The following is a 21237-nucleotide window of genomic DNA, read 5'->3' as shown; positions in this document are numbered from 1 at the left end:
ATGGCCAAGGAGAAGAAGGGCGTGCTCCTCGAGCATGTGTCCAAGATCTACCAGGACCCCAAGACCGGCAGGGACTTCTATGCCGTCCATGACGCCAACATCAGCATCGAACCGGGGGAGTTCGTGACCCTGCTGGGCCCCTCCGGCTGCGGCAAGACCACCATCCTGCGCATGATCGCGGGCTTCGAGAGTCCCGACGAGGGCGAGATCTACCTGGCGAACGAGCCCATCAACGAGCTCACGCCCAACAAGCGCGACACCGCCATGGTCTTCCAGTCCTATGCCCTGCTGCCGCACTACAACATCTTCGACAACGTGGCCTACGGACTGAAGCTCCGCAAGATGGATGCCGCCACGATCAGGGAGAAGGTCACCAACATCCTCGGCCTCGTCGGTCTTGAGGGCATGGAGGATCGCATGACCAACCAGCTCTCGGGTGGCCAGCAGCAGCGCGTCGCCCTGGCGCGCGCCCTGGTCATCGAGCCAGGCGTCCTGCTCTTCGACGAGCCGCTCTCCAACTTGGATGCCAAGCTGCGTGTGGACATGCGCAGCGAGATCCGCCGCATCCAGCAGGAGGCGGGCATCACGGCCATCTACGTCACGCACGACCAGTCCGAGGCCATGGCACTTTCCGACAGCATCATCGTCATGAAGAAGGGCCTCGTTGACCAGATCGGCGACCCACAGACCGTCTACTATCACCCGGTCGACGAGTTCGTGGCGGACTTCATCGGCGAGTCCAACTTCCTGCGCGGCACAGTTGCGAGCGTCGATGGCAAAGGCGGCGTGGCGACGATCGAGGGCAGCCCGGTCGAGGTCGCCGACCTCAACGGCAAGGCCGCAGGCGATGACATCACGCTGGTGCTGCGCCCCGAGTCCGTCCACGTGGCGGACGAGGGCGTGCTCCCGTGCACGGTCACGCTGTCGCGCTTCATGGGTCACTACCAGAACTACCAGGTGCGCTGCGGTAGGCACCTGATCAAGATCACCGAGTTCAACCCCAAGAACAAGAAGGCCTACGAGGTGGGAGACAAGGCGTCCATTCGTTTCTCCGCAGATGACGTCCACGCGCTGTAGGGTTGGGTGACGTGTGGCTGGCGGACCCCGCGTACCTCGCGGGCCCGCAAGTCCGTCGGGCCCACGAGGCCGCCTAGGCCCGAAAGTCCGTCATCGGACCCGCGCGGGGTGCGTTTGCCTATCAGCTTTTGTCGCGCGCGTGCACACGATTTCAAGACAGGTGCACGCGCCTGATCGTGAACTGGGCTTTTGTCGCTCGCGTGCACACGATTTCAAAACAGGTGCACGCGCCATCGCACCATGGTGCGCACACGTGACAATGTGAGCCCGTCACGGAGTGAATTCGTCACAGTGCGAATTCGCGTATCGCTAGCTTGGGGTCCACGAATCCTGAGATCCATCAGCCGACCCTAGGTGTGGTTGTCCAACAGGTGCGCGAGCACCTCTTGTCTTCGTGCCGTGCACCTGGGGTCGTCGATGCAGGTTCGCTGCTCCCAGAGGTGGATGCCAACATGGTGTTCGATGCGAGCGATGACTTGTAGCATGAGCAGGTCGAGGGAGCGTATGTCGTCCATGTCCTCGCTCGTCACGACCATCGTCTCCAGTCCCATCGTGGCGAGGTCCCGATCGCGCCGCCGGTCGTCGACGTACTTCCTTCGGATAGCGCCACGCACCGATCGCAGCTCTTGAAAGGCGCTTCCGTCGCCAGGATGCAGCCCGACCTCCATGGCCGTCCGCTCCAGGAGTGACAGCGCAAGATGCTCTCTTCCGTCATAGTTCAGTCCAATGGGTGCCTGGTGGAAGGAGATATCTGGGACGCGCGAACGCAATGAGGTGATTGCGGGACTGTCGGCTGTCAGTCTTTGGTTGAGGGTGATCGGACCCAGGTCGTACCCACCTTCATGGCAAGGTAGGACGAGCATTGTCGCCAGGATGCCCTCGCGCGGCGACCATGCGTTCGGACACGATAGGGCCACCGCTGTCCTCGCCCTTTCGGTCGTGCGTCCCCGCGGAAGTCGGAATAGTTCCCATAGCACCTCATCCTTCGAGATAAAAGGGCTGATGTCAAACCTTGCGGCACCCAAGACGGGACGTACGGGGTCTCGCGAGTAGCCGCCTTCCAGCTCGTTCGCAACGTCAAGCAACTCGCAGAGAGGAAGTGACGTGGCGAGCTGTGAGAGCGTGAGGCCGACGCTCGACATGCGGGAGCCGCCCTTCATCCACAGCTGTCGATAGCCTTTCAGGTCGTGTGGAGCGACATGCCCACAGACATACCTGCCGTGAGGCCGCGTCCCTTCCCTTGAGCAAAGGACGTCGAGTCTGTGTTCGCCGCGTATGAGTGCCTCGGGCCTTACGGATGCGGCTGCGAGCAGTTCGGAGAGGGCATCGACCGTCACTTTCTCGGTAAGGGACGGAACGGACGGGAGGGGATGGGTCTGCGGGCAGGTGGGCACCTCACCGCTCGAGCGCCAAGATCGTATGATGGCGAGAGCTGTGGCATGAGAGAAGATGATGTCCATGGCCCGGATCATAGGGCCGAGAACGATGTGGCACCTGGCAAGTTAGATGCCAGTATCCTGTAACGTTGCACTGACGGCCTACATCCTATGCGGCCGCAGGGCGTTGGGTGACGCTCTGCGGGTACGTACTGCAGGTGCCGGCGAGCGCATCTCACTTGTCTCGCTGCAGGTAGCGCATGCCATGCGCTCTAAAGTGACGGACAGTGACGAAAAGGACGGATATGCACACACCATTTTTGATGCGAATTCCGTGAGCGCGTGGTTTTGGCGTGCGAACGTAGGCCATGTGGCCTCGTGTGCTTATCGAGTCCGCACGCCGGTTGGACTCGCGCGCTCGCCGGGCCCGTGCAGGTTGGGCCTGTGCAGGTTGGGCATGTGCAGGTTGGGCCTGTGCAGGTTGGGCATGTGCGGGCCGGGTCCATGCACACGATTTCAAGACAGGTGCACGCGCCTGATCGTGAGCTGGGCTTTTGTTGCGCGCGTGCACACGATTTCAAGACAGGTGCACGCGCCACAATGTGAGAACCCCGCCGCGCCGCCGCATGGCTGTCCCGCCGCGCCGCCGCTCCCCGTTGCCCCCACCCGCCGCATGGGTGCTTGGCCGTGCAGGTGCGTGCCTCAGTCGTGCTCGTCGTGCTACCTGTGGTAGAAGGTCCTGCGCTCGAACTTGGGCTCGCAGCAGACGTTGATACCCAGCTTCCGGTAGATGGCCTCGTCGGTAGGCGAGATGATGACCGAGAAGTACGCGTCGCAGCCCTTGAGCTCGCTCGTCGCCGAGATGACGCGTTCGGCCTCGGGATTGGTGGCCGAGCTGATCGAGAGGGCGATGAGCGTCTCGTCCGTGTGGAGGCGGGGGTTGCGGCTGTGCAGGTGCGCGGTCTTGAGGTGGCTGATGGGGGCAAGCGCCTCGTCGGAGACGACATAGGTCCTCTTCGCGACCCCCGCGACACGCTTGAGGGCGTTGAGCAGGAGCGACGAGGCGGCACCCAGCAGCTCGCTGGTCTTGCCGGTGACGAGGGACCCGTCGGGCAGGACCATGGCCGCGGCAGGCAGGCCCGTGACCTCCTCCTTGAGAAGCGCCGCGACGTGCGCGGGGTCGTGGTTCTCGTCCACGCCGACCTCTCTCATGAGGAGGCGGAGCTTGTCGAGCTCGCCCTCGCCCTGCCCCGTGCGCGCTATCCTCTCGGACATGGTGTAGAAGCGTCGGACGACCTCGCTCTTGCCCGCCTCCTGGCAGACGGCGTCGTCGCTGATGCAGTTGCCCACCATGTTGACGCCCATGTCGGTGGGGGACTGGTAGGCGCTCCGACCAAAGATCTTCTCCATCATGGCCCTGAGCACGGGGAAGGTGTCGACGTCGCGATTGTAGTTGACCGTCACCTCGCCGTAGGCCTCGAGGTGGAAGGGGTCGATCACGTTGTCGTCGTCGAGGTCGGTCGTGGCGGCCTCGTAGGCCACGTTCACGGGGTGCTTGAGGGGTAGGTTCCAGACGGGGAAGGTCTCGAACTTGGCATAGCCTGACTCGGTGCCGCGGAGATGCTCGTTGTAGAGCTGTGACAGGCACACGGCGAGCTTGCCCGAGCCTGGGCCGGGTGCCGTCACCACGACGAGGGGGCGCTCGGTCTTGACGTACTCGTTCTTGCCGAAGCCCTCGTCCGAGACGATGAGGTCGACGCTGGTGGGATAGCCCTCGATGGGGTAGTGGCGATAGACCGGGATCCCCAGCTGCTCGAGGTGCGCCTGGTAGGCCTCGGCCTTGGGCTGGCCGCTGAAGCGCGTGATGACCACGCCTCCGATGGCGAGGCCCATGCTGCGAAAGACATCCATCAGCCGCAGGACGTCCTCGTCGTAGGTGACGCCGATGTCCGAGCGGCGGCGGTTCCGCTCGATGTCGTTGGCGCAGATCGCGAAGACGACCTCGGCCTGGTCGGCGAGCTGGGCGAGCATGCGCGCCTTCGAGTCCGGCTCGAATCCGGGCAGGACGCGACTGGCATGGTAGTCGTCGAAGAGCTTGCCGCCAAACTCCAGGTAGAGCTTGCCACCAAACTGAGCGATGCGCTCGCGGATGTGGCTTGCCTGCATCTCGATGTAGCGGTCGTTGTCAAAGCCGGTCTGCACCGTAATCTCCCTCGTCCTTGCGGATGGCCTGTCTCTGGCCGTCCCCGGCCAGGTGCGTCAGGCAATGATGATACGTCACCAGCGAGAGGTCTGCGGTGGCGTGCGTCTTTGGCCAAACGGGCAGCTTCGCGCTAGACTGGATGGCGTTGGCTCGGGGAAGGCACATGTGGGGAGACCAGCATGCCGCAGGCTACGTCGGGCGTCATCCACCGCCCATTTGAGGACGCGGACTTCGATGCCGTTGTCGACATCTGTGTCCGCATCTGGTGCACGGGCGTCGAGGGTGTCTACGATCGCATGATCTTTGGTCGCGTCATGACGGCAGGGGCCCTCAGGCGCTCCCAGATCGCCACCGTCGCGACCAAGGACGGCGTGGTCGTGGGGGCATGCTTCGGCGGGCTCTCCCAAGGTGGATCCAGCACGACGAACGAGGTGTGGAGCGTACGCTTCGACGAGCTCATGACCATCGCCCGCAAGCGCGCCAAGATCGGCGGTATCGAGGTAGAGGAGACCCTCTTCAGCAGGCTTCGGATGTATACCACGGCCGACGTCTTCATCTCGTTTGGCTACACCAACGCGGAGTCCGAGGTCAACCTCCTGGTGGTCGACCCACGCCACATGCACGAGGGCATAGGGACGCGGCTCTTCGAGGACATGGTCCTGGCCCTGTGCTCCGAGGACGCCCATGGTTGCTTTGTGGTGCTGCGGGAGGACTATGACCTGGAGTTCTTCGAGCATCGGGGGCTTAGCTGCATCCAGAGGAAGGGCGGTGCCTCCGGTGACACGGGCGATCGCGTCATCTACCTCTACGGACGTCGCCTCTAGGGGGCTGACCCGCAGGGCCGGGACGCGCGATACCTGAGACCCGCAAGGCCGGGGCGCGCGGGTTCCGAGACGCGTGGGCCCAGGATGCATGAGGTCTAAGACGTCTTGTCGCTCACCGATGGTTTTGCGCTGATGCTGGCTGTAAAATTGCTATTACGTCATCTGCTGGCTAAGATTATGTGGATGCGGCGGTCAGAGCGACCGCCAACATCGAAGGGATGAGACATGGGACTCCTCGACAGGATCAAGGACACGTTCTTCTCGGCTGACGGAGAGCTTGCCAGGCCTAGGCCTGCGACCTTCGATGTCCTCCCCAACACCGTGCATGCGCCCGTCACAGGCATGGTCGTGAGCCTGGAGGAGGTCAACGACGAGGTCATCTCGGGCGGGCTGTTTGGTCGGGGCTGTGGCGTCATGCCCGTCGATGGCGTCGTCTATGCGCCGGTCTCTGGCTGCGTGAGCGTCACGGCCGTAACCAACCACATGATCGGCATGACTATGGACGTCGGCGTCGAGCTTCTCATCCACGTGGGCCTGGGCACGGTCGACATGGACGGCAGGGGGTTCGAGCGACTGGTCGAGGAGGGGCAGGAGGTTGTCGCGGGCACGCCGCTTCTGGTCTTCGACCGCGAGGAGATCGCCGAGTCGGGCTATGATGACGTCGTGACCTGCGTGGTCACCAACTACTCCGACTTCGACGGGGTCGAGGGCGTCTACGAGAGCGGTACCCTCATTGGAGGTCGTCCGCTGGTCAAGGTCGGGGACCCTCTGCTTGTCGTCCGCCACGCCGCAAGGTAGCGTTGCGCCCCGGCCCGTGCGGCGCGATGCCGGAGAAGGCCGGGGATGCGGAGAGGGCGTTCGGCAGGTTTTGGGGCACGTCCCGTCGTTGCAGGTCCTTGATGGCATGAGGCCCGGTCGTCCTCAGATCCCTGCGACGCCACCTCGAACGTTCTCCCGCAGCTGGAGGGCGAGGCGCTCCGTCGCGGGGGCGTTGTCTATCGTGATGGACGTCCCAGTCATGGGGAACGTCCGCGGCACGCATAGGTGTACGGTCGTGCTGCGGCTCGTGGTGACTCGAGCCATGCTGCGGTGCCCGACCTCGACGAGCCTGACAGAGAGGAGCTCCCCCAGGGGGATGGTCCCTTGCTCCCAGAGGATGCGGGCGCTCTCGCCAAAGCCCTCGAACGAGCCCTCCACAAGCGCTGCACTGGCGGGGGCGCTTTCCCCGACGCAAAAGAGAATGCGCATATCCTATCCAAACTTCGTTCCATTTTATTAGACATATGAAAGGTAGCACCATCAGACCAGATAGAGAGTTCATATACTCGTTATAGGCTGACAACGTGCTTTGAGCGGATGGGATGTTCGGTAAGCGGTAACGGCACAAACAGCATGCTAATAGCATTAATTCAAACATATGATGCATAATATAGAATGCCAAGGGTGCCTATGGCGTATGAATCGACGTATGTTCCCACATGCGTTCCATCCGGTGCCCACGGACCTCGACGGAGGCGGGGCAGACGGTGCTCGGGGAAACTGGCGCCAGCGCCCGATCGTCCGTGCGCTATCCTGTTCGGGCCAAGGGCACCCTGCCGGCGCCGGAGCCACTATTCCCAGACGGTGATCGTCCATGATGCGAGTGAGCCACGCCATACTGCATGCCTTCGACTTCGAGAGCGGGACGTCGTATCCCAGCGATCGGGAGCTCGACCTGGGCAGTCGTCCCGTGAAGTCCTACGTGCAGCGTCATATGCGCAAAATCGCCTCGAGCGCCGAGAGCCGGCATGGGACGTTTGCCGAGGACAGCTCGTTTGGCGCCGGCCTGGCCGAGTACTTTGCCGGGCGCGTGGGCTTCGTGGAGCTCTCGCAGCAGCTGGCCCAATTCATGTGGGAGCAGCTGCGGATGTGCGATGACCTCGTGGAATGCGACCTACTGGTCTGCGACTTCACGGACACCAAGGACATGAGGGCTCGGACGGCGGTCCTGGCCGATGGTGTGGTGGCGGCAGCTGTGTCGGACGATCCGGCAGCGGTTGGTTCCGAGGACCTCTCCCAGCGCCTCTTTGGGATGGCAGTCCTGCCGCGCAGGCAGGCCTTCGTGCACGACCTGGGCAACGATGCGACGGGCGCTGCTGCCAACGACATCCTGAGCCAGGACGTCACGCTTCCCAACCCGTCACAGAAGGTCGATTCCTACCTGCTGGTCGACTTGGCCACAGCTGCCATCGACTTTCGTGACAAACCACGCGCGATTGGCGGTCGGGAGGTCGAGATCATCCCGGAGCGCCTGCTGCAATGCAGCTCACAGGCATCCAGCAGGGAGCTCGTCGAAGCGGTCGAGGACATCGTGGAGGGCGTCGCCGAGGAGCATGGCCTGAACGCCGCCTGCGCCGTGGCCCACGCCAAGGCCTGCGTCGCGGCCACCGCCGAGCGCGACGAGTCCTTCTCTCCCGAGGAGGTCGGTCGCCAGGTGTTCGAGGGCCAGCCCGAGGTGCAGGAACACTACGAGCGCGTCGCGCATGAGAGGAAGCTGCCCGAGGAGGTGCCCGTACGGCGCGGCGTCGCCAACCGACTGGCGAAGAGCCACAAGATCAAGACGGACACGGGCATAGAGATCACGTTTCCCTCGGAGTATGCGGCCGACTCAAACTACATCGAGTTCACGGCCGACGCCGACGGCAACGTCTCGATCCTGATCAAGAACGTCGGGCGCATAGAGAACCGCTGAGGGCGTGGATGCTGTGGGCTCGGGTGAACGCGAGCGTCGTGTCGTCCGAGCGCCTCTCGTCCAGCGCGTAGCCGCGCTCGTCGAAGTCGCGCATCTCGACGACGGAGTCCACGCCCCTCTCCGCGCACCAGCGCACGAACGTGCCCCGGGTGGCCTTGGCTTCGGTCGCGCGTTGCACCAACCTGTCGTCGCTCGTCCTGATGTCCCCAAACAGGCAGGTCACCACCCGTGGCCCCGTACCCTGGGCGTGAGGTGGCGCGCCCCTGGCATGTTGGGGCAACATGGCCCTTGCGTACTCGACCGATGCCAGGTTCACGATGGTGTCCACGTCGCGCCCGGAGCACAGGGCGTCGTAGGGGCGACCGCCCCAGTACTGGTACAGGTTCCGAGCACCGTCGACGGCGAGCCCGGCCTGCATCTCCAGGCGATAGGGGACCACGCCGTCGAACGGTCGCAGCAGACCGTAGAGCCCGCTGGCGATCCGCAGGTGCTCGCCCAACCACGACAGCTGACGCTCGTCCATCACGGATGCACGTAGGTGCTGGTATTGGATGCCATCGTAGGCCATGACCGCAGCCGTGAGGGTGCCTGTGTCCGCAGCCATGTCCTCAGCGAGCGTTCGCACCCGACGGGCATTCTCCGCGGCCAGCCGTTCGCTGCACCCCCACAGCTCCCTAAGCTCCACGTAGCTCAGGGAGCGCAGCTGACGCGCCAGAGATACCGCATCCGAGAGGAACTGCGGCTCCGTTTGCGCGAACGGCGGCCCTTCGACGGGACGCATCCTCTTGGCGGGCGAGATGATCAGCCTGAGGGACATCTAGGGCTCCGTCCTCAGCCGCTCTACGATGAACTGCGAGAAGCGTCGGGCGGCTATCGGAAGCGTCTCGCTGCGCTTGCAGGCTATGGATATCGTCCTTTCGGGCCGCTCCGCTATGGGGCGCACCACGACGCCCTGGCCAAAGCCACTCAGCATGAGCTCGTACAGGATCGAGACGCCCAGCCCGCGCCTGACCATCGCCAGGATGGAGTAGTCGTCCGTCACCTCGTAGCTCACCTGTGGATGCAGCCCTGCATGGGAGAAGGCGTCCATGGCCACGGACTGCTCGCCTTCGTCCAGCTGGATAAGCGTCTGGTCCGCCAGCTGTGCCAGCGTCACCGCATCCGCTGTGCCCGCTGCCGCCCGCACCGTCCCCGCCATCCCCGACGCGCCCGTCGTTCTTGCCTTCGCGCTTGCGATGACGGGAACGTCTGCGACGGGAGCCCTCGCATCCCCCTCGGCGAGGGGATGACTCTCGGGAAGCACGGCCATCATCTGGTCTCGAAAGAGCGGCACAACCTCGAGCCCTGCGGCAGAGGCGCTCGTCTGGTTCGTGAAGCCCAGGTCACATGCTCCGGAGTGCAGCCAGTCTGCGATGGAGGTGTACTCGCCCTGGCGAAGGACGAAACGAACGTCTGGGTATCGCGTGCGAAACTCCTGCATCAGCGGAGGCAGCAGGTTGCGGCTGACGCTCGTGAAGGTACCGATCGTGACGGTTGCGTTCTCAAGGCCCTCCATCTCGCGCTGACGTGCGAGGAGCGCCTCCTCGTCCAGCGCAATTGCGCGCAGGTAGGGGAGGTATTGGCGTCCGTCCTTCGTGAGCGTCGCCTCGCCCTTCCGGCGTTCGAGCAAAGTGCAGCCCAACTCGCCCTCGAGCGCCTTGACGGCTTGGCTCACCGCGCTTTGGCTATAGCCCATCTGCTGTGCCGCCCGCGTGAAGCTCTCGGACTCGACCACACGGAGGAATATTGCATATCTGGAGATTCTCGTCCGCATCGCACCAGTGCCATCCTTCCGCAGGGCATCTAGCTCTTCTTTAGTTTATTGAGAAGAATCGCTTATGTGTTGATAAGAAACATGAGTTTTACTAATGGTACTCCAGCATGGTATCAAGGGCTGGCGGGAGTCGAAGGCAGACGAGGGGGGACGGCGACCGATGGGAGACCTCAGGGGCTTCTCTGCCCGGCATGGGCAGGCACTGCGCGATGGTGTGCGTGACGGCATACCCATCGGCCTGGGGTATCTGGCCGTCTCGTTCTCGCTTGGCATCGCAGCGCGCAACGTAGGGCTGGATCCGCTGCAGGGGCTCCTCGCAAGCCTGCTCAACAACGCCTCGGCAGGCGAGTATGCCGCCTTCACCCTCATGGCAGCCAGCGGGACCCTGCTCGAGATGGCGGTCGTCACGCTCGTCGCCAACGCCCGCTACCTGCTCATGAGCTGCGCGCTGTCACAGCGCTTCGCCCCCGGCACGCCTGCCATCCACCGCATCCTGGTGGGCTTCGACCTGACGGACGAGATCTTTGGCATCGCGGTCGCCCGCGACGGCTTCGTCGATCCCTACTACAGCTACGGGGCGATGATTCCCGCGCTGCCCTGTTGGGCGGGCGGCACGGCACTGGGGATCGTCGTGGGCAACATCATGCCCCCGCGCGTCGTCAGCGCCCTTTCCGTGGCGCTGTTCGGCATGTTCCTTGCCATCATCGTGCCGCCTGCGCGCAGGAACCGTGCAGTCGGCGCGTTCGTCCTCCTCAGCTTCCTTGCCAGCTGGGCCTTCACCTGGGCGCCCTTGGTCTCCGCCTGGTCGGGTGGCACGCGCACCATCGTGCTGACGGTCGCCCTGTCGTCGCTCGCGGCGCTGCTCTTCCCGGTTGCCGAAGGCGATGATGCCATAGTCTCCGAAGGCGCCGCTGGAGCCGAGGGGGGCGCCGAGGCCGCGGCAGACGTCACCCCCCAGACCACGGGCCCCGTCCTCGATGCCCAGGGGGCTGTCGATGCCGCCTAGCCCGTACCTCTACATCGCGGTCATGGCGGCTGTCACGCTGCTCATCCGCGTGCTTCCCCTCACCCTCATCAGGGGGCAGATCACCAATCGCTTCGTGCGGTCGTTCCTCTTCTACGTGCCCTACGTCACCCTTGCGGTGATGACCTTCCCGGCCATCGTCGAGTCCACCAACTCGCCTGTCGCGGGAGCGGTCGCGCTCGTTGCGGGCATTGCGGCTGCGTGGTCTGGTGCGTCCCTCTTTCAGGTGGCCGTTGGCTGCTGCGCCATCGTGTTCGTGCTGGAGCTGCTTCTCGTCTAGCGCTAGGGTGTCGGGTCACGCATGGCCTTCCTGCCGAATGATGTTGGGTCACGCTCTGGCAGATGGCTTTGCGCGGGGCTTGCCGCAAGATTGGTGCAGAGAAACCCCTCCCATTCGGCCAACGGCCACGCCTTCGCGCCTCGTGCCCGCATACAATCCTGTGGCTTGCTGGGCCGTTGCGCCGAAGGCTGGCGCACCTGCGTGCGGAGGTAGGGACACATGTCGCTTCCCGTCTATGCGGCCGTGGCCGCCCTTATGCTGCTCAAGGCCGTTCTTCTCGACCGTTGTGCACGGCGTCTGGCAGGACGTGAGCTGGGAGGGCGAGCATGTGGATGCGGCACGGCGCCGGGACCGGACGACCGCCCACCAGGCGTGCGGCATCCGGTGGCCTGCCTAACGTACGTCGTTGCGTCCATGACCATCGTGGCACGCTATGGCGTCACCCCTGAGGCAGCAGGGTCGCTTGGCCTCGCGGACGTCCTGCTGGTGACTTCGCTCACGGACCTCGACCTGCGCATCATCCCCAATGGTTGTGTCGCGGCCCTGGTCGTGCTGCATGTCGTTCGCGTCCTCGTCGCCGAGCATATGGGCCTTATGCCATCAGGCCAGACGGCTTGGGACGTCCTTGTGCCCGCGCTGGCCTGCTCCCTGGCCGTCTTGGGGACCCTCGTCGCCCTCGCCGTCGGCATGGACGCCCTCCTCGGCCACGAGAGCGTCGGCGGGGGTGACGTGAAGCTGCTTTCGGCCGTCGCCTTCTGCCTCGGATGGCGGCAGTTCCTGCTGGCCTTGGTCATGGCATGCCTCCTGGGCATTGCGGGATACCTGGCGGAAGTGCTTGGGAGGGGCGCTTTGGGCTGGCTGCGCGGAGGACATGCTGCGGTGGGCGGCCCCGCAGGAACCTTTCCCTGGGGGCCGTCGATAGCGCTTGCCTGCTGGCTTACGCAGCTTTTTGGTCAGCAGGTGGTCAGTCGGTGCCTGAGCCTTTCCCTCGGAGGGCCATAACCGCGAGCCGATGCCAAGCAACCCCCTGAAGAAGCTGACGATGCCATCCCACCACGAGTCGCCCCGAGCGGGATCCGAGCAGCCGCTGGGGTCATTGCCCTCCGCCTGCAGGAGGTTTGCCGCGTCAGAGCCGAAATCGAGCGTGGTGTTGGACAGGACCGTGCCAGCCGAGGTCATTCAGGCGCGTGTGGAAGTTGAGGAATGCTAGTGCTAGGCTGAGGGGGGCGGGTAGTATATCGGGAACTGCCCACTTCAAAACCTGCTCACCAGCGTTCGAATGTCATCATTCGTAGCCAATATCGAACAAGGGGACAGAACTTGACTCACAGGAACCTCACGCGTCGTGACGCGCTCCGGCTCTTCATCGCGGCGGGTGCTGCGGCCGCCATGAGCCCCGCAAAGCATGCCCTCGCGGATACCGAGAGCGACCTTGCCGCGGCGCAGTCGCAGCTCGACAAGGTCCAGGCCCAGCTCGACCAGATCGCCGCAGACTACGAGGCCCTCTCGGAGGAGAACAGCAGGACCAAGGACGAGATCGAGGGCGTCCAGGACCAGATCGACAACACCCAGGGCGACATCGACAAGAAGCAGGACGAGCTGGACGAGAAGAAGGAGCAGCTCTCCAAGCGCGTCTCGTCCGCGTACAAGTCTGGTGCCGACGGATTCCTGAGCGTGCTCTTCTCGTCCACGTCGTTCGAGGAGCTCTCCTCCAACATCTACTACCTCGACAAGATCTCCGAGAACGACAAGCAGATGATCGAGGACGTCAAGTCCATCAAGGCCGAGCTGGAGACCAAGAAGGAGGAGCTCGAGTCCCAGAAGGGCGATCTCGAGGCCCTGAATGCGACCCAGGTGCAGCAGCTCAGCGACATGCAGGCCAAGCAGGACGAGGCCACGCGTACGCTCAACGGCCTCTCTCAGCAGGTCAAGGACCTTATGGCCCAGCGTGACGCCGAGCTCGAGGCCATGGCCAAGGAACGCGCCGCCCAGGAAGCCGCCGCAGCCGCAGCGGCGGCCAGCTCAAGCTCGCGCTCGAATCCCAACACCAACTCAAACCCGGGCGGCGGCTCGCCCAACGTCACGGGCGACCTCCCCAGTGGCGGCTCCACCACGGGCTCCCAGCAGCGGGTCATCAACGCCTGCTACTCGACGCCCTCGCCAGGCGCGGGCCTGTGCGCCATGTGGGTCTCGCGGGTCTTCTCCAATGCGGGGTACGGCTATGCGTCGGGCAATGCCAATGACATGTACAACGCCTGGTGCTACAGCTCGGACCGCTCGGCGCTGCAGCCGGGCATGATCGTCGCCGTCTCCACGCACAGCCACACCTCCGCCGGCCGCATCTATGGTCACATAGGCATATACATCGGCGGCGGCATGATCATGGAGAACATAGGCTCCATCAACACCCAGAGCGTCAACAGCTGGATCAGCTACTACGGCACCACGGTCACCCCACGCTGGGGCTGGCTCATGGGAATCCAGCTGGCGTAGGCACGGGTTTCGGGTCTCCCGGCCAGCATGGGTCCCTCATCCGCTCGCCCTTGTCAGACGACGAAGATGAGGGCGGACAGCGTTATGCAGGTTGCTCCGGCCAGGACGAAGAGGTGCCATACGAAATGCAGGTAGGGGACCTTCTTGGTCACGTAGAAGCCGCAGCCCACGGTGTAGCAGATGCCCCCCGCCAGAAGGAGCGCAAACGCCGGCGTGGGCAAGAGGCGGTGGATGTCGGCAAGCTTAAACGCGACGGCCCAGCCCAGTCCCAGGTAGACGAGGGCCGACGCCCACTTGGGCTGCCGCTCGCGTAAGAATGCCTCGCCCACGACGCCTAGGACAGCGACGACCCACACCGCCACTCCCAGTGGTATGCCGCCGCAGTCCGCGAGCGCGACGAAGGCGAACGGGGCGTAGCTCCCTGCGATCAGCAGGTAGATGGCGCTGTGGTCCAGGATGCGAAACACGCTCTTGGCCCCCCTTGGGGTAAGCGCGTGGTAGAGCGTCGAGAACGTGAACTCCAGGACCAGGGTGACGCCCATCATGAGCGCGGCCAGCAGGTGCATACCGCCCCCATGCTGGACTGCGCGCACGATGAGGAGCACGAGCGCCGCGATCGACAGCAGCGCGCCGATGCCGTGCGAGACCGAGTTGGCAATCTCCTCGCCGGTCGAGTAGCGCCGGGCCACCCTGTTTGCGTCTTTACGTGGTCGTGTACCGTTCACCGAGCTCGCCTCCCGCTCTCACAGTCCGCATGCGGACATGGTCCCATCTGCTCAGCCGTCACTGCGGGCGAAGCCGTTGCGCATACCCAGGCTCGCCGTGAGGAGCACCTTACCCAGCACGTCATCGGTCTGCCCGCGCAGCATGGATGCGACCTCGTCGTTTGCCTGGCCCAAAAGCTCGGCCGCGCCCTCGTGGCCCAGGCTCCCCTCGCTCACGAGGGCGTCCCACTTGGCGACGGATGCGTGGCCGCGTGCGCCCACGGCCTCCTGGTAGCGCTCGATGTGGGCGGCGCAGGCGCCGAAGTGGGCATCCGCCAGCGCGGCTATGAGGCGATTCGCCCAGTAGAAGCTCTCGGTCGTGACGGTCCCCGTGGTGTTGGCCAGGTACTCGGGCGTGCGGTCGACGTTGGCGTAGAACGGGGCCAGGGCGTTGAAGGCGTTGGAGCCATAGGTCATCCACTGTATGGCGCGGCAGGACTCGGGCGCGTAGGGACGCAGCTGGATTGCGGCGAGCTGTCCGTTGCGGTTGATGCCGATGGGGCGGTAGGCACCGCGCGTCGCGGGCGTGCCAGCGCTGCCATAGGGGTCGAACGGCGTGCCCTGGTAATGCAGGGACAGGGCGTACTTCACGTCCTCGATGGTCACCTTGCGCTTAGGCGCCGCATCCCAGGGGAGGTCGTCGTCCTCTGGTCCCCAGCCCTCCCCGTCATAGCCGAACTCCAGCGTGCCCCTCAGGAAGCGGTGGACGGCCCAGGCACGTGGGGTGTTGTAGACGTGGTCGGCGTCGCTGTGGCTGCCGAAGGCGGTGCGTGGGTTGAAGACGCGCCTGGCGTGCGCGTCTCGCCCACCCTCCTCGGCACCTGCACCGAAGTCCGGGTCAAGACAGAGGTGATGGCGCGCCATCCATTCGGCCAGGTCGGCGGAGCACAGGTGATCGCGACCCTCGCCCAGGGCGTCGTCCAGGTCGAAGGAGTCGATGCCCAGCTGGTTGGGCATCACGACGTAGGAGTCGTCGGGGATGCGGCGAGCGATCCAATGGTGGCCTCCCACGGTCTCGAGCCACCAGATCTCGTCCACGTCGCTGAAGGCGATGCCGTTCATCTCGTAGGTGCCGAACCCCTCGAGCAGCGCGCCCAGGCGCAGGACGCCCTCGCGCGCGGAGCCGATGTAAGGCAGGACCAGGGTGAGCATGTCCTCCTCGCCGATACCGCCGGCCCGTTCGGGGCGATATCCCTCCTCGTCGGGCGCCCCCTCGGCAGCAACCAGCTCGACCAGGGGATCTGCCCCCAGCACGCGCTCGTTGGTGGTGAGGGTCTCCGTGGCCGACATGGCCACGTTGCTCTCGTTCACGCCCGCCTCGGCCCAGATGCCGTCCTTGCCCAGGGCATCGGGGACCGAGCTGTAGCGCTGAGGGTCGTCCGGCAGGTCGATCTCGACGTGACTCAGGACGGAGCGGTAGTGGCGTGGCTGGTCGGCGGGCTGGACCACGACGAACCTCTTGGGGGTGAACTCGCCGTTGGGGGAGTCCTCGTTGCGGGCTATGATGGTCGAGCCGTCGTAGCTCGCCCCCTTGCCGACGAGCAGGGTCGTGCAGGGCATGGGTGCCTCCGTTTCGCATGGACGTGACGCTGTCACGCGTTTGCTTTCCGCGTCACATTTTACCCGCCGCCACCAGTCCCCTCGCGCGCACATGGCATAATCGCAACGCACCACGATACGATCGACGCGCAGATTGGCCGCTCTGTCGGCCTGCGACACAAGACGGGGGCAACGGCATGGCCATGGAGTTCAAGAGGAAGCTACCCATTCCCAAGGAGATACGCGAGGAGATGCCGCTCCCCGCGGGCGCGACCTCCTCCAAGGCCTCCTTCGACGCAGAGGTCGCCCGCATCATCAGGGGTGAAAGCACAAAGCGCCTGCTGGTCATCGGACCCTGCTCAGCCGACCGCGAGGACGCCGTCCTCGACTACGTGGTTCGTCTCGCGAGGTTGCAGGAGGAAGTCGCGGAGAAGCTCGTGATCATCCCGCGCGTCTATACCAACAAGCCGCGCACCAGGGGCACCGGCTACAAGGGGCTGCTGCACAACCCCGATCCCGAGGGTGCCCCCGACCTGCTCGAGGGCGTCCGCGCCATACGTCACATGCACCTGCGGGTGGTGGAGGAGTCCGGCATGTTCACGGCGGACGAGATGCTCTATCCCGAGAACTACCAGTACCTGGTCGACATCCTCTCCTACGTCGCCGTGGGAGCGCGTTCCGTGGAGAACCAGGGGCATCGTCTGGTGGCGAGCGGCATTCCCGTGCCCGTGGGCATGAAGAACCCCACCGGCGGCTCGACTGCGGTCATGCTCAACTCCATCTACGCCGCGCAGGCGCCGCAGACCTTCATCTTCCGCAACTGGGAGGTCGCCACCACGGGCAACGCCCTCGCCCATGCGCTCCTGCGTGGCTATCAAGGGCTCGACGGCATCAACTACCCCAACTACCACTACGAGTACCTGGAGCGCCTTGCAGAGCGCTACGCACGCGACATGTACGAGAGCCCCGCAGTGGTCATCGACTGCAACCATGACAACTCGGGCAAGCGCCCACTGGAGCAGACCCGCATCGTGAACGAGGTGCTCGACAGCGTGAGGCGCTCCACGAGCATCGCAGGCCTCTTCCGTGGCTTCATGGTCGAGTCCTACCTCGAGGACGGTGCCCAGCCCGTGGGCGGAGGCGTCTTCGGCAAGTCGATCACGGACGCCTGCATCGGCTGGGAGAGGACCGAGCTTCTGGTCAGGGGGATGGCCGAAAGGCTGTAGGGATCTAGGCCCCCAGCAGTACGCCTGCGTACACGAAAAGCGCCATGGCGGCGACGAATCCGAAGGCGTACCGGGCGATCCTGCCCATGACCTCGCCGTCCTTGCCGATCAGGCCACAGGCGGCGGTGCCGATGGCGATGTTCTGGGGCGAGAGCATCTTGCCGGCGGACACGCCGAGGGAGTTGGCCGCGCACAGCCAATAGGGGTCGGCATCGATCGATGCGGCGGCCTGCTCCTGGACGGTGCCAAAGAGCACCTCGGAGGAGGTGCCCGACCCCGTGACGAAGGTCCCGAGGGCCCCCAGGATGGGCGCGACGAGCGGGTAGAGGGTGCCCAGGGTGCCGACGAAGAAGGCGGCGACGCTGGCGATCATGCCCGAGTAGCCCATGACCTTGGCACAGGCCAGGACGCAGAGCATCGTGGCGATGGTCTTGGACATCTGTCGGATCGTCGCCACCAGCACGCGAGCCATGTCCGCAGGCGGGCAGCCCTGCACCAGTCCTCCCACGAAGCCGCAGGCCAGGATCAGCACGCCGGGGGTGTTGACCCAGGAGAAGGTCAGGGTGGCCTCGGGGTCGCCGGAATAGACGTTGACCGTGCTCCTGAGGGCGGAAAGCGGCTCGTGGACGAAGGGGACGAGCTTCGAGGTCAGCACCAGCACCATAAAGATCAGGAGGAAGGGGCACCACGCCCTGAGGGCCTCACCGACGCCTGCGCTGCCGTTTGCGGGGGCTGCCTCGCCGCCCGCCCCCTCGCCGCCCGTCTCGTCCCCTCCTGCGAGGGCATATGCGGCAGGCACCTCTGCGTTGGACCTGAGCGCGATGAGGAAGGTGACGCCGAGCGACACCACGGCGGCGACGACCATGGGGAGGTCGGCTCCGACGAACTGAGCTGCCACGACCTCGGACAGCGAGACGGAGATGCCAGCGGCCAGCGTGATGGGCAGGACCCCCCTGAGCGCCCTAGCGCCACCTCCCACCAGCATGACCATGAGTATGGGCGTGACGATTACGAATGGGGCCACCTGTAGGGCCTGGGTGACGGCCAGGCGCACTGGATCGAGCCCCGTGATGCTTGCGAGCGTGGTGGTGGGAATCCCGATGGAGCCGAACATCGTGGGGACGCCATTGGCGAGCAGGCACGAGAGGATGGCGAGCAGGGGGTCGAAGCCCAGCGCCATGAGCATGGAGGCGGGAATGGCGACGGCGGTGCCGAAGCCCGCCATGCCCTCGAGGAAGCCGCCAAAGCACCAGCCTATGAGCAGGACCAGCACGCGCCGGTCGGCGGATACCGAGGTCAGCATCCCCTTGATCGTCTCCATGGCCCCGGTGTGCACGGTGAGGTTGTAGGTGAACACCGCAGCGACGATGACGATGACTATGGGCCACAGGGCCATGAGGACGCCCTCGAGCGCGGCCGTCGCGAGGTCGGGGACCGGCATCCCCCACACCGCAGCCGCCAGTATGGCGCAGGTGGCGAGGGCGCCCAGGCTGGCCCGGTGGGCCTCCAGCCCAAGCACGCAAAGCGCGATGACCAACCAGATGATCGGGAGCAGTGCGAGCACGAACATCAGGAGCAGCTGACCCATGGTGGCCTCCTTGTGGTGGCGGGTGCGGCCTGGCGCGGCGGCCGTGGCTTCGACACCCATTATCCCTCGTTGGGGGCGTGTGGGCGAGAGGGATGCAGGTTCTTCTCCGCAAACTGAAGATCCTTTGAATACCAGGTGAACCGTGGCCGGCCAGCGCCATCGGCGACCGTGTCGGGCAGCCTTCCCGTGGTCGAGGGAGAAGGCCGAGAGCGGGAGGCGTTTGGCTCGCCCGTGATCGTCTGATGTAGTACACTTGTTCTGCATCTAGTCAAGGGAAGCGCGCCGCCTTGCCTGCGGCACGGACGGATGGGAGAGCGCCATGTTCAAGCAAGCCACCACAACGCGCGTCGCAGCCTTCTTCGCCGACGGTCTCGAGGAGTGCGAGGCGCTGGTCGTATGCGACCTGCTGTACCGCTCCGGCATCCCCTGCGACAAGGTGTCCATCACGGACAACCTCGCCGTCGTCTCGAGCCATGAGGCGACTGTGGTTTGCGACCGTTCCCTGACGGACGAGGACTTCAGCTTCGATTCCTACGACCTGCTGTTCTTGCCAGGTGGCATGCCGGGAACCAAGAACCTGCGTGCCTGCAAGCCACTCTGCGAGGCCGCAAGCTCCTTCGTCGCGTCCGGCAGGACCGTGGCCGCCGTGTGTGCCGCACCCTCCATCCTGGCCGAACTTGGCCTGCTCGAGGGCAGGCGCGCCACCGCCAACCCTGGCTTCCAGGGCGTGCTGGCAGACCATGGCGCCACCGTGTCGCAAGACGCCGTCGTGGAGGACGGCAACCTCGTCACCAGCCAGGGACTGGGTACCTGCATCGAGCTGGGCCTGACCCTGGTCCGCCGCATCCTGGGTGGCGATGCCGTGCGGGCCTGCGGGGACCAGATCGTCTATACCCGCTAGGATGCGGCGGTGCCTGCGGCAAGGCCAGCACCCGCGGCAAGGCCGCGACAGTACCTGGTCATAGACCTCAAGAGCTTCTACGCCTCGGTCGAGTGCGTGGAGCGGGGGCTCGATCCCATGACCACGGACCTCGTGGTTGCCGACCTGTCGCGCACCAAGAAGACCATCTGCCTGGCGGTGTCGCCCTCGCTTAAGGGGAAGGGCGTCCGCAACCGCTGCCGCCTGTTCGAGATCCCCGACGGCCTGCTCCGGCATACTGTCGTCGCGGTCCCCCGCATGAGGGCCTACATCGAGCGCTCGGCGGACATCTACGGCGTGTACCTGCGCTATGTCGCTGCAGACGACATACACGTCTACTCCATCGACGAGGCGTTCATGGACGTGACGGGCTATCTCGACCTCTATGGCTGCGATGCCCGCGAGCTGGGGGAGCGCATACGGCAGGACGTGGTCGCATCCACGGGCGTCCCGGCGACCTGCGGCCTAGGGCCCAACCTCTACCTGGCCAAGGTCGCGCTCGACATCACGGCCAAGCACAGCCCCGGCTTCTTCGGGGAGCTGGACGAGGACCGCTACAAGGAGACGCTCTGGTGCCATCGTCCCATCACGGACTTCTGGCGTGTGGGGGCGGGCACGGCCCGGCGCCTGGCCGAGCTGGGCATCCATACGATGGGCCAGCTGGCCCTGTACCCACAGGACCCGCTCTTTCGCGTCTTCGGCGTCGATGCGGAGATCCTGATAGACCACGCCTGGGGTCGGGAGCCCGTGACCATCGCGGACATCAAGGCGTATCGCCCGCGTTCCCGCTCGATCGCGAACAGCCAGGTGCTGGGTCGTGACTACGACTACGAGGGTGGCCTGCTCGTGGCAAAGGAGATGTGCGACGCCCTGATACAGGAGCTGGTCGACCAGGGGCGCCTGGCGTCGTCGCTGGCCATCGGCATCGGCTATCGTGCGACGGCCCGGGAGAAGGCGGACCTCTCGCGCGTTGCCAACACGTCCGAGGGGCGGGCGGGCGAGCATGGGCGACGGGCGAGCCGGGGCGAGTTCATGGAGTCCGGTGGCGCGTCCTTCGTGGCTCCCACCAACTCCCGCGCGGCCATCATGGCCGAGCTCGAACCACTGTTTTCCCGCGTCGCCCTTGGCACGCGACCCATCCATCGCCTGAACGTGACCCTGGGTGGCGTCATGGAGGAGGATGCCCCAGGTCTGCAGGGCAGCCTCTTCTCGGATGCCGCCGAGCAGGCGCGCGAGCGCCGCCGTCAGGACGCCATTGGGGCGGTGCGACACAAGTTTGGTAGAAACGCGCTGCTCAGAGGCATTGACCTGCTTCCCGACGCCACGGCTCGCGAAAGGAACGCGCAGATAGGGGGCCATCGCAGTGGGGAGTAGCCGCAG

Annotated in this window: 19 protein-coding genes; 11 read left to right on the top strand and 8 right to left on the bottom strand. The window is 65.2% G+C overall.

The features are described from left to right. Window positions 1–1077, top strand: a complete 1077-nt coding sequence (locus OLSU_RS05850) for an ABC transporter ATP-binding protein (RefSeq protein WP_013252028.1) — start codon at window positions 1–3, stop codon at window positions 1075–1077. A 350-nt stretch (window positions 1078–1427) separates the two neighbouring features. Here the strand turns inward: OLSU_RS05850 and OLSU_RS05845 are convergent, their stop codons facing one another. Both OLSU_RS05845 and OLSU_RS05840 read right to left on the bottom strand, forming a co-directional pair. Continuing rightward, window positions 1428–2537, bottom strand: a complete 1110-nt coding sequence (locus OLSU_RS05845; protein WP_148219062.1) for a hypothetical protein — start codon at window positions 2535–2537, stop codon at window positions 1428–1430. A 636-nt stretch (window positions 2538–3173) separates the two neighbouring features. Continuing rightward, window positions 3174–4655 (bottom strand): DUF1846 domain-containing protein, encoded by a 1482-nt coding sequence (locus tag OLSU_RS05840; protein WP_013252026.1) that lies wholly within the window; start codon window positions 4653–4655, stop codon window positions 3174–3176. Window positions 4656–4835: 180 nt separating this feature from the next. On the opposite strand from OLSU_RS05840, the gene OLSU_RS05835 reads away from it, so the two are divergent. Together OLSU_RS05835 and OLSU_RS05830 are read left to right on the top strand one after the other, a co-directional pair. Further along, a complete protein-coding gene (locus OLSU_RS05835; RefSeq protein ID WP_013252025.1) occupies window positions 4836–5480 on the top strand; it encodes a GNAT family N-acetyltransferase in 645 nt (214 codons plus the stop codon). Between the two features lie 225 nt (window positions 5481–5705). After that, a complete protein-coding gene (locus OLSU_RS05830; protein WP_013252024.1) occupies window positions 5706–6278 on the top strand; it encodes a PTS sugar transporter subunit IIA in 573 nt (190 codons plus the stop codon). A 123-nt stretch (window positions 6279–6401) separates the two neighbouring features. Here OLSU_RS05830 and OLSU_RS05825 read toward each other — a convergent pair whose 3' ends face one another. Further along, entirely contained in the window at window positions 6402–6728 is a 327-nt protein-coding gene (locus OLSU_RS05825) for a hypothetical protein (protein WP_013252023.1), read from the bottom strand. A 385-nt stretch (window positions 6729–7113) separates the two neighbouring features. On the opposite strand from OLSU_RS05825, the gene OLSU_RS05820 reads away from it, so the two are divergent. Then, the gene (locus OLSU_RS05820) at window positions 7114–8211 is read left to right on the top strand and encodes a nucleoid-associated protein (protein WP_013252022.1); all 1098 of its coding nucleotides are present in this window, start codon (window positions 7114–7116) and stop codon (window positions 8209–8211) included. Here the strand turns inward: OLSU_RS05820 and OLSU_RS05815 are convergent. Next, entirely contained in the window at window positions 8180–9028 is an 849-nt protein-coding gene (locus OLSU_RS05815; RefSeq protein ID WP_013252021.1) for a YaaA family protein, read from the bottom strand. The two genes, OLSU_RS05820 and OLSU_RS05815, sit on opposite strands and share 32 nt — an antisense overlap. Next, window positions 9029–10024: a LysR family transcriptional regulator gene (locus OLSU_RS05810; RefSeq protein ID WP_013252020.1), complete on the bottom strand. Its 996-nt coding sequence runs from the start codon at window positions 10022–10024 to the stop codon at window positions 9029–9031. It lies immediately after the preceding gene. A 94-nt stretch (window positions 10025–10118) separates the two neighbouring features. Here OLSU_RS05810 and OLSU_RS05805 point away from each other — a divergent pair, with 94 nt between their 5' ends. From OLSU_RS05805 to OLSU_RS05790, 4 genes are all read left to right on the top strand, one after another. Next, window positions 10119–11030 (top strand): AzlC family ABC transporter permease, encoded by a 912-nt coding sequence (locus tag OLSU_RS05805; protein ID WP_201781571.1) that lies wholly within the window; start codon window positions 10119–10121, stop codon window positions 11028–11030. Continuing rightward, a complete protein-coding gene (locus OLSU_RS05800; protein WP_013252018.1) occupies window positions 11020–11328 on the top strand; it encodes an AzlD domain-containing protein in 309 nt (102 codons plus the stop codon). Before OLSU_RS05805 ends, OLSU_RS05800 begins: the two co-directional genes overlap by 11 nt. 219 nt (window positions 11329–11547) lie before the next feature. Then, window positions 11548–12330 (top strand): prepilin peptidase, encoded by a 783-nt coding sequence (locus OLSU_RS05795; protein ID WP_013252017.1) that lies wholly within the window; start codon window positions 11548–11550, stop codon window positions 12328–12330. A gap of 318 nt (window positions 12331–12648) precedes the next feature. Further along, window positions 12649–13821: a coiled-coil domain-containing protein gene (locus tag OLSU_RS05790; RefSeq protein ID WP_013252016.1), complete on the top strand. Its 1173-nt coding sequence runs from the start codon at window positions 12649–12651 to the stop codon at window positions 13819–13821. Window positions 13822–13874: 53 nt separating this feature from the next. Here the strand turns inward: OLSU_RS05790 and trhA are convergent, their stop codons facing one another. Next, window positions 13875–14546 carry a PAQR family membrane homeostasis protein TrhA gene (trhA, locus tag OLSU_RS05785; RefSeq protein ID WP_013252015.1) on the bottom strand — a complete coding sequence of 224 codons (672 nt, stop codon included), beginning with the start codon at window positions 14544–14546 and terminating at the stop codon, window positions 13875–13877. A gap of 51 nt (window positions 14547–14597) precedes the next feature. Continuing rightward, on the bottom strand, window positions 14598–16145 hold the full coding sequence (locus OLSU_RS05780) for a C69 family dipeptidase (protein ID WP_013252014.1): 1548 nt from the start codon (window positions 16143–16145) through the stop codon (window positions 14598–14600). 176 nt (window positions 16146–16321) lie between these two features. Here OLSU_RS05780 and OLSU_RS05775 point away from each other — a divergent pair, with 176 nt between their 5' ends. After that, window positions 16322–17350, top strand: coding sequence for a 3-deoxy-7-phosphoheptulonate synthase (locus tag OLSU_RS05775; protein ID WP_013252013.1), 1029 nt, complete (start codon window positions 16322–16324; stop codon window positions 17348–17350). A 4-nt stretch (window positions 17351–17354) separates the two neighbouring features. Here the strand turns inward: OLSU_RS05775 and OLSU_RS05770 are convergent, their stop codons facing one another. Further along, entirely contained in the window at window positions 17355–18998 is a 1644-nt protein-coding gene (locus OLSU_RS05770; protein WP_148219061.1) for an L-lactate permease, read from the bottom strand. 259 nt (window positions 18999–19257) lie between these two features. Here OLSU_RS05770 and OLSU_RS05765 point away from each other — a divergent pair, with 259 nt between their 5' ends. After that, window positions 19258–19839, top strand: coding sequence for a DJ-1 family glyoxalase III (locus OLSU_RS05765; protein WP_013252011.1), 582 nt, complete (start codon window positions 19258–19260; stop codon window positions 19837–19839). Window positions 19840–19848: 9 nt separating this feature from the next. After that, window positions 19849–21231 (top strand): Y-family DNA polymerase, encoded by a 1383-nt coding sequence (locus tag OLSU_RS05760; protein WP_013252010.1) that lies wholly within the window; start codon window positions 19849–19851, stop codon window positions 21229–21231. Window positions 21232–21237: the final 6 nt, after the last annotated feature.

This window comes from Olsenella uli DSM 7084, assembly GCF_000143845.1.
In the GTDB taxonomy this organism is placed as follows: domain Bacteria; phylum Actinomycetota; class Coriobacteriia; order Coriobacteriales; family Atopobiaceae; genus Olsenella; species Olsenella uli.
This window is presented reverse-complemented; position numbering and strand designations above follow the sequence as displayed.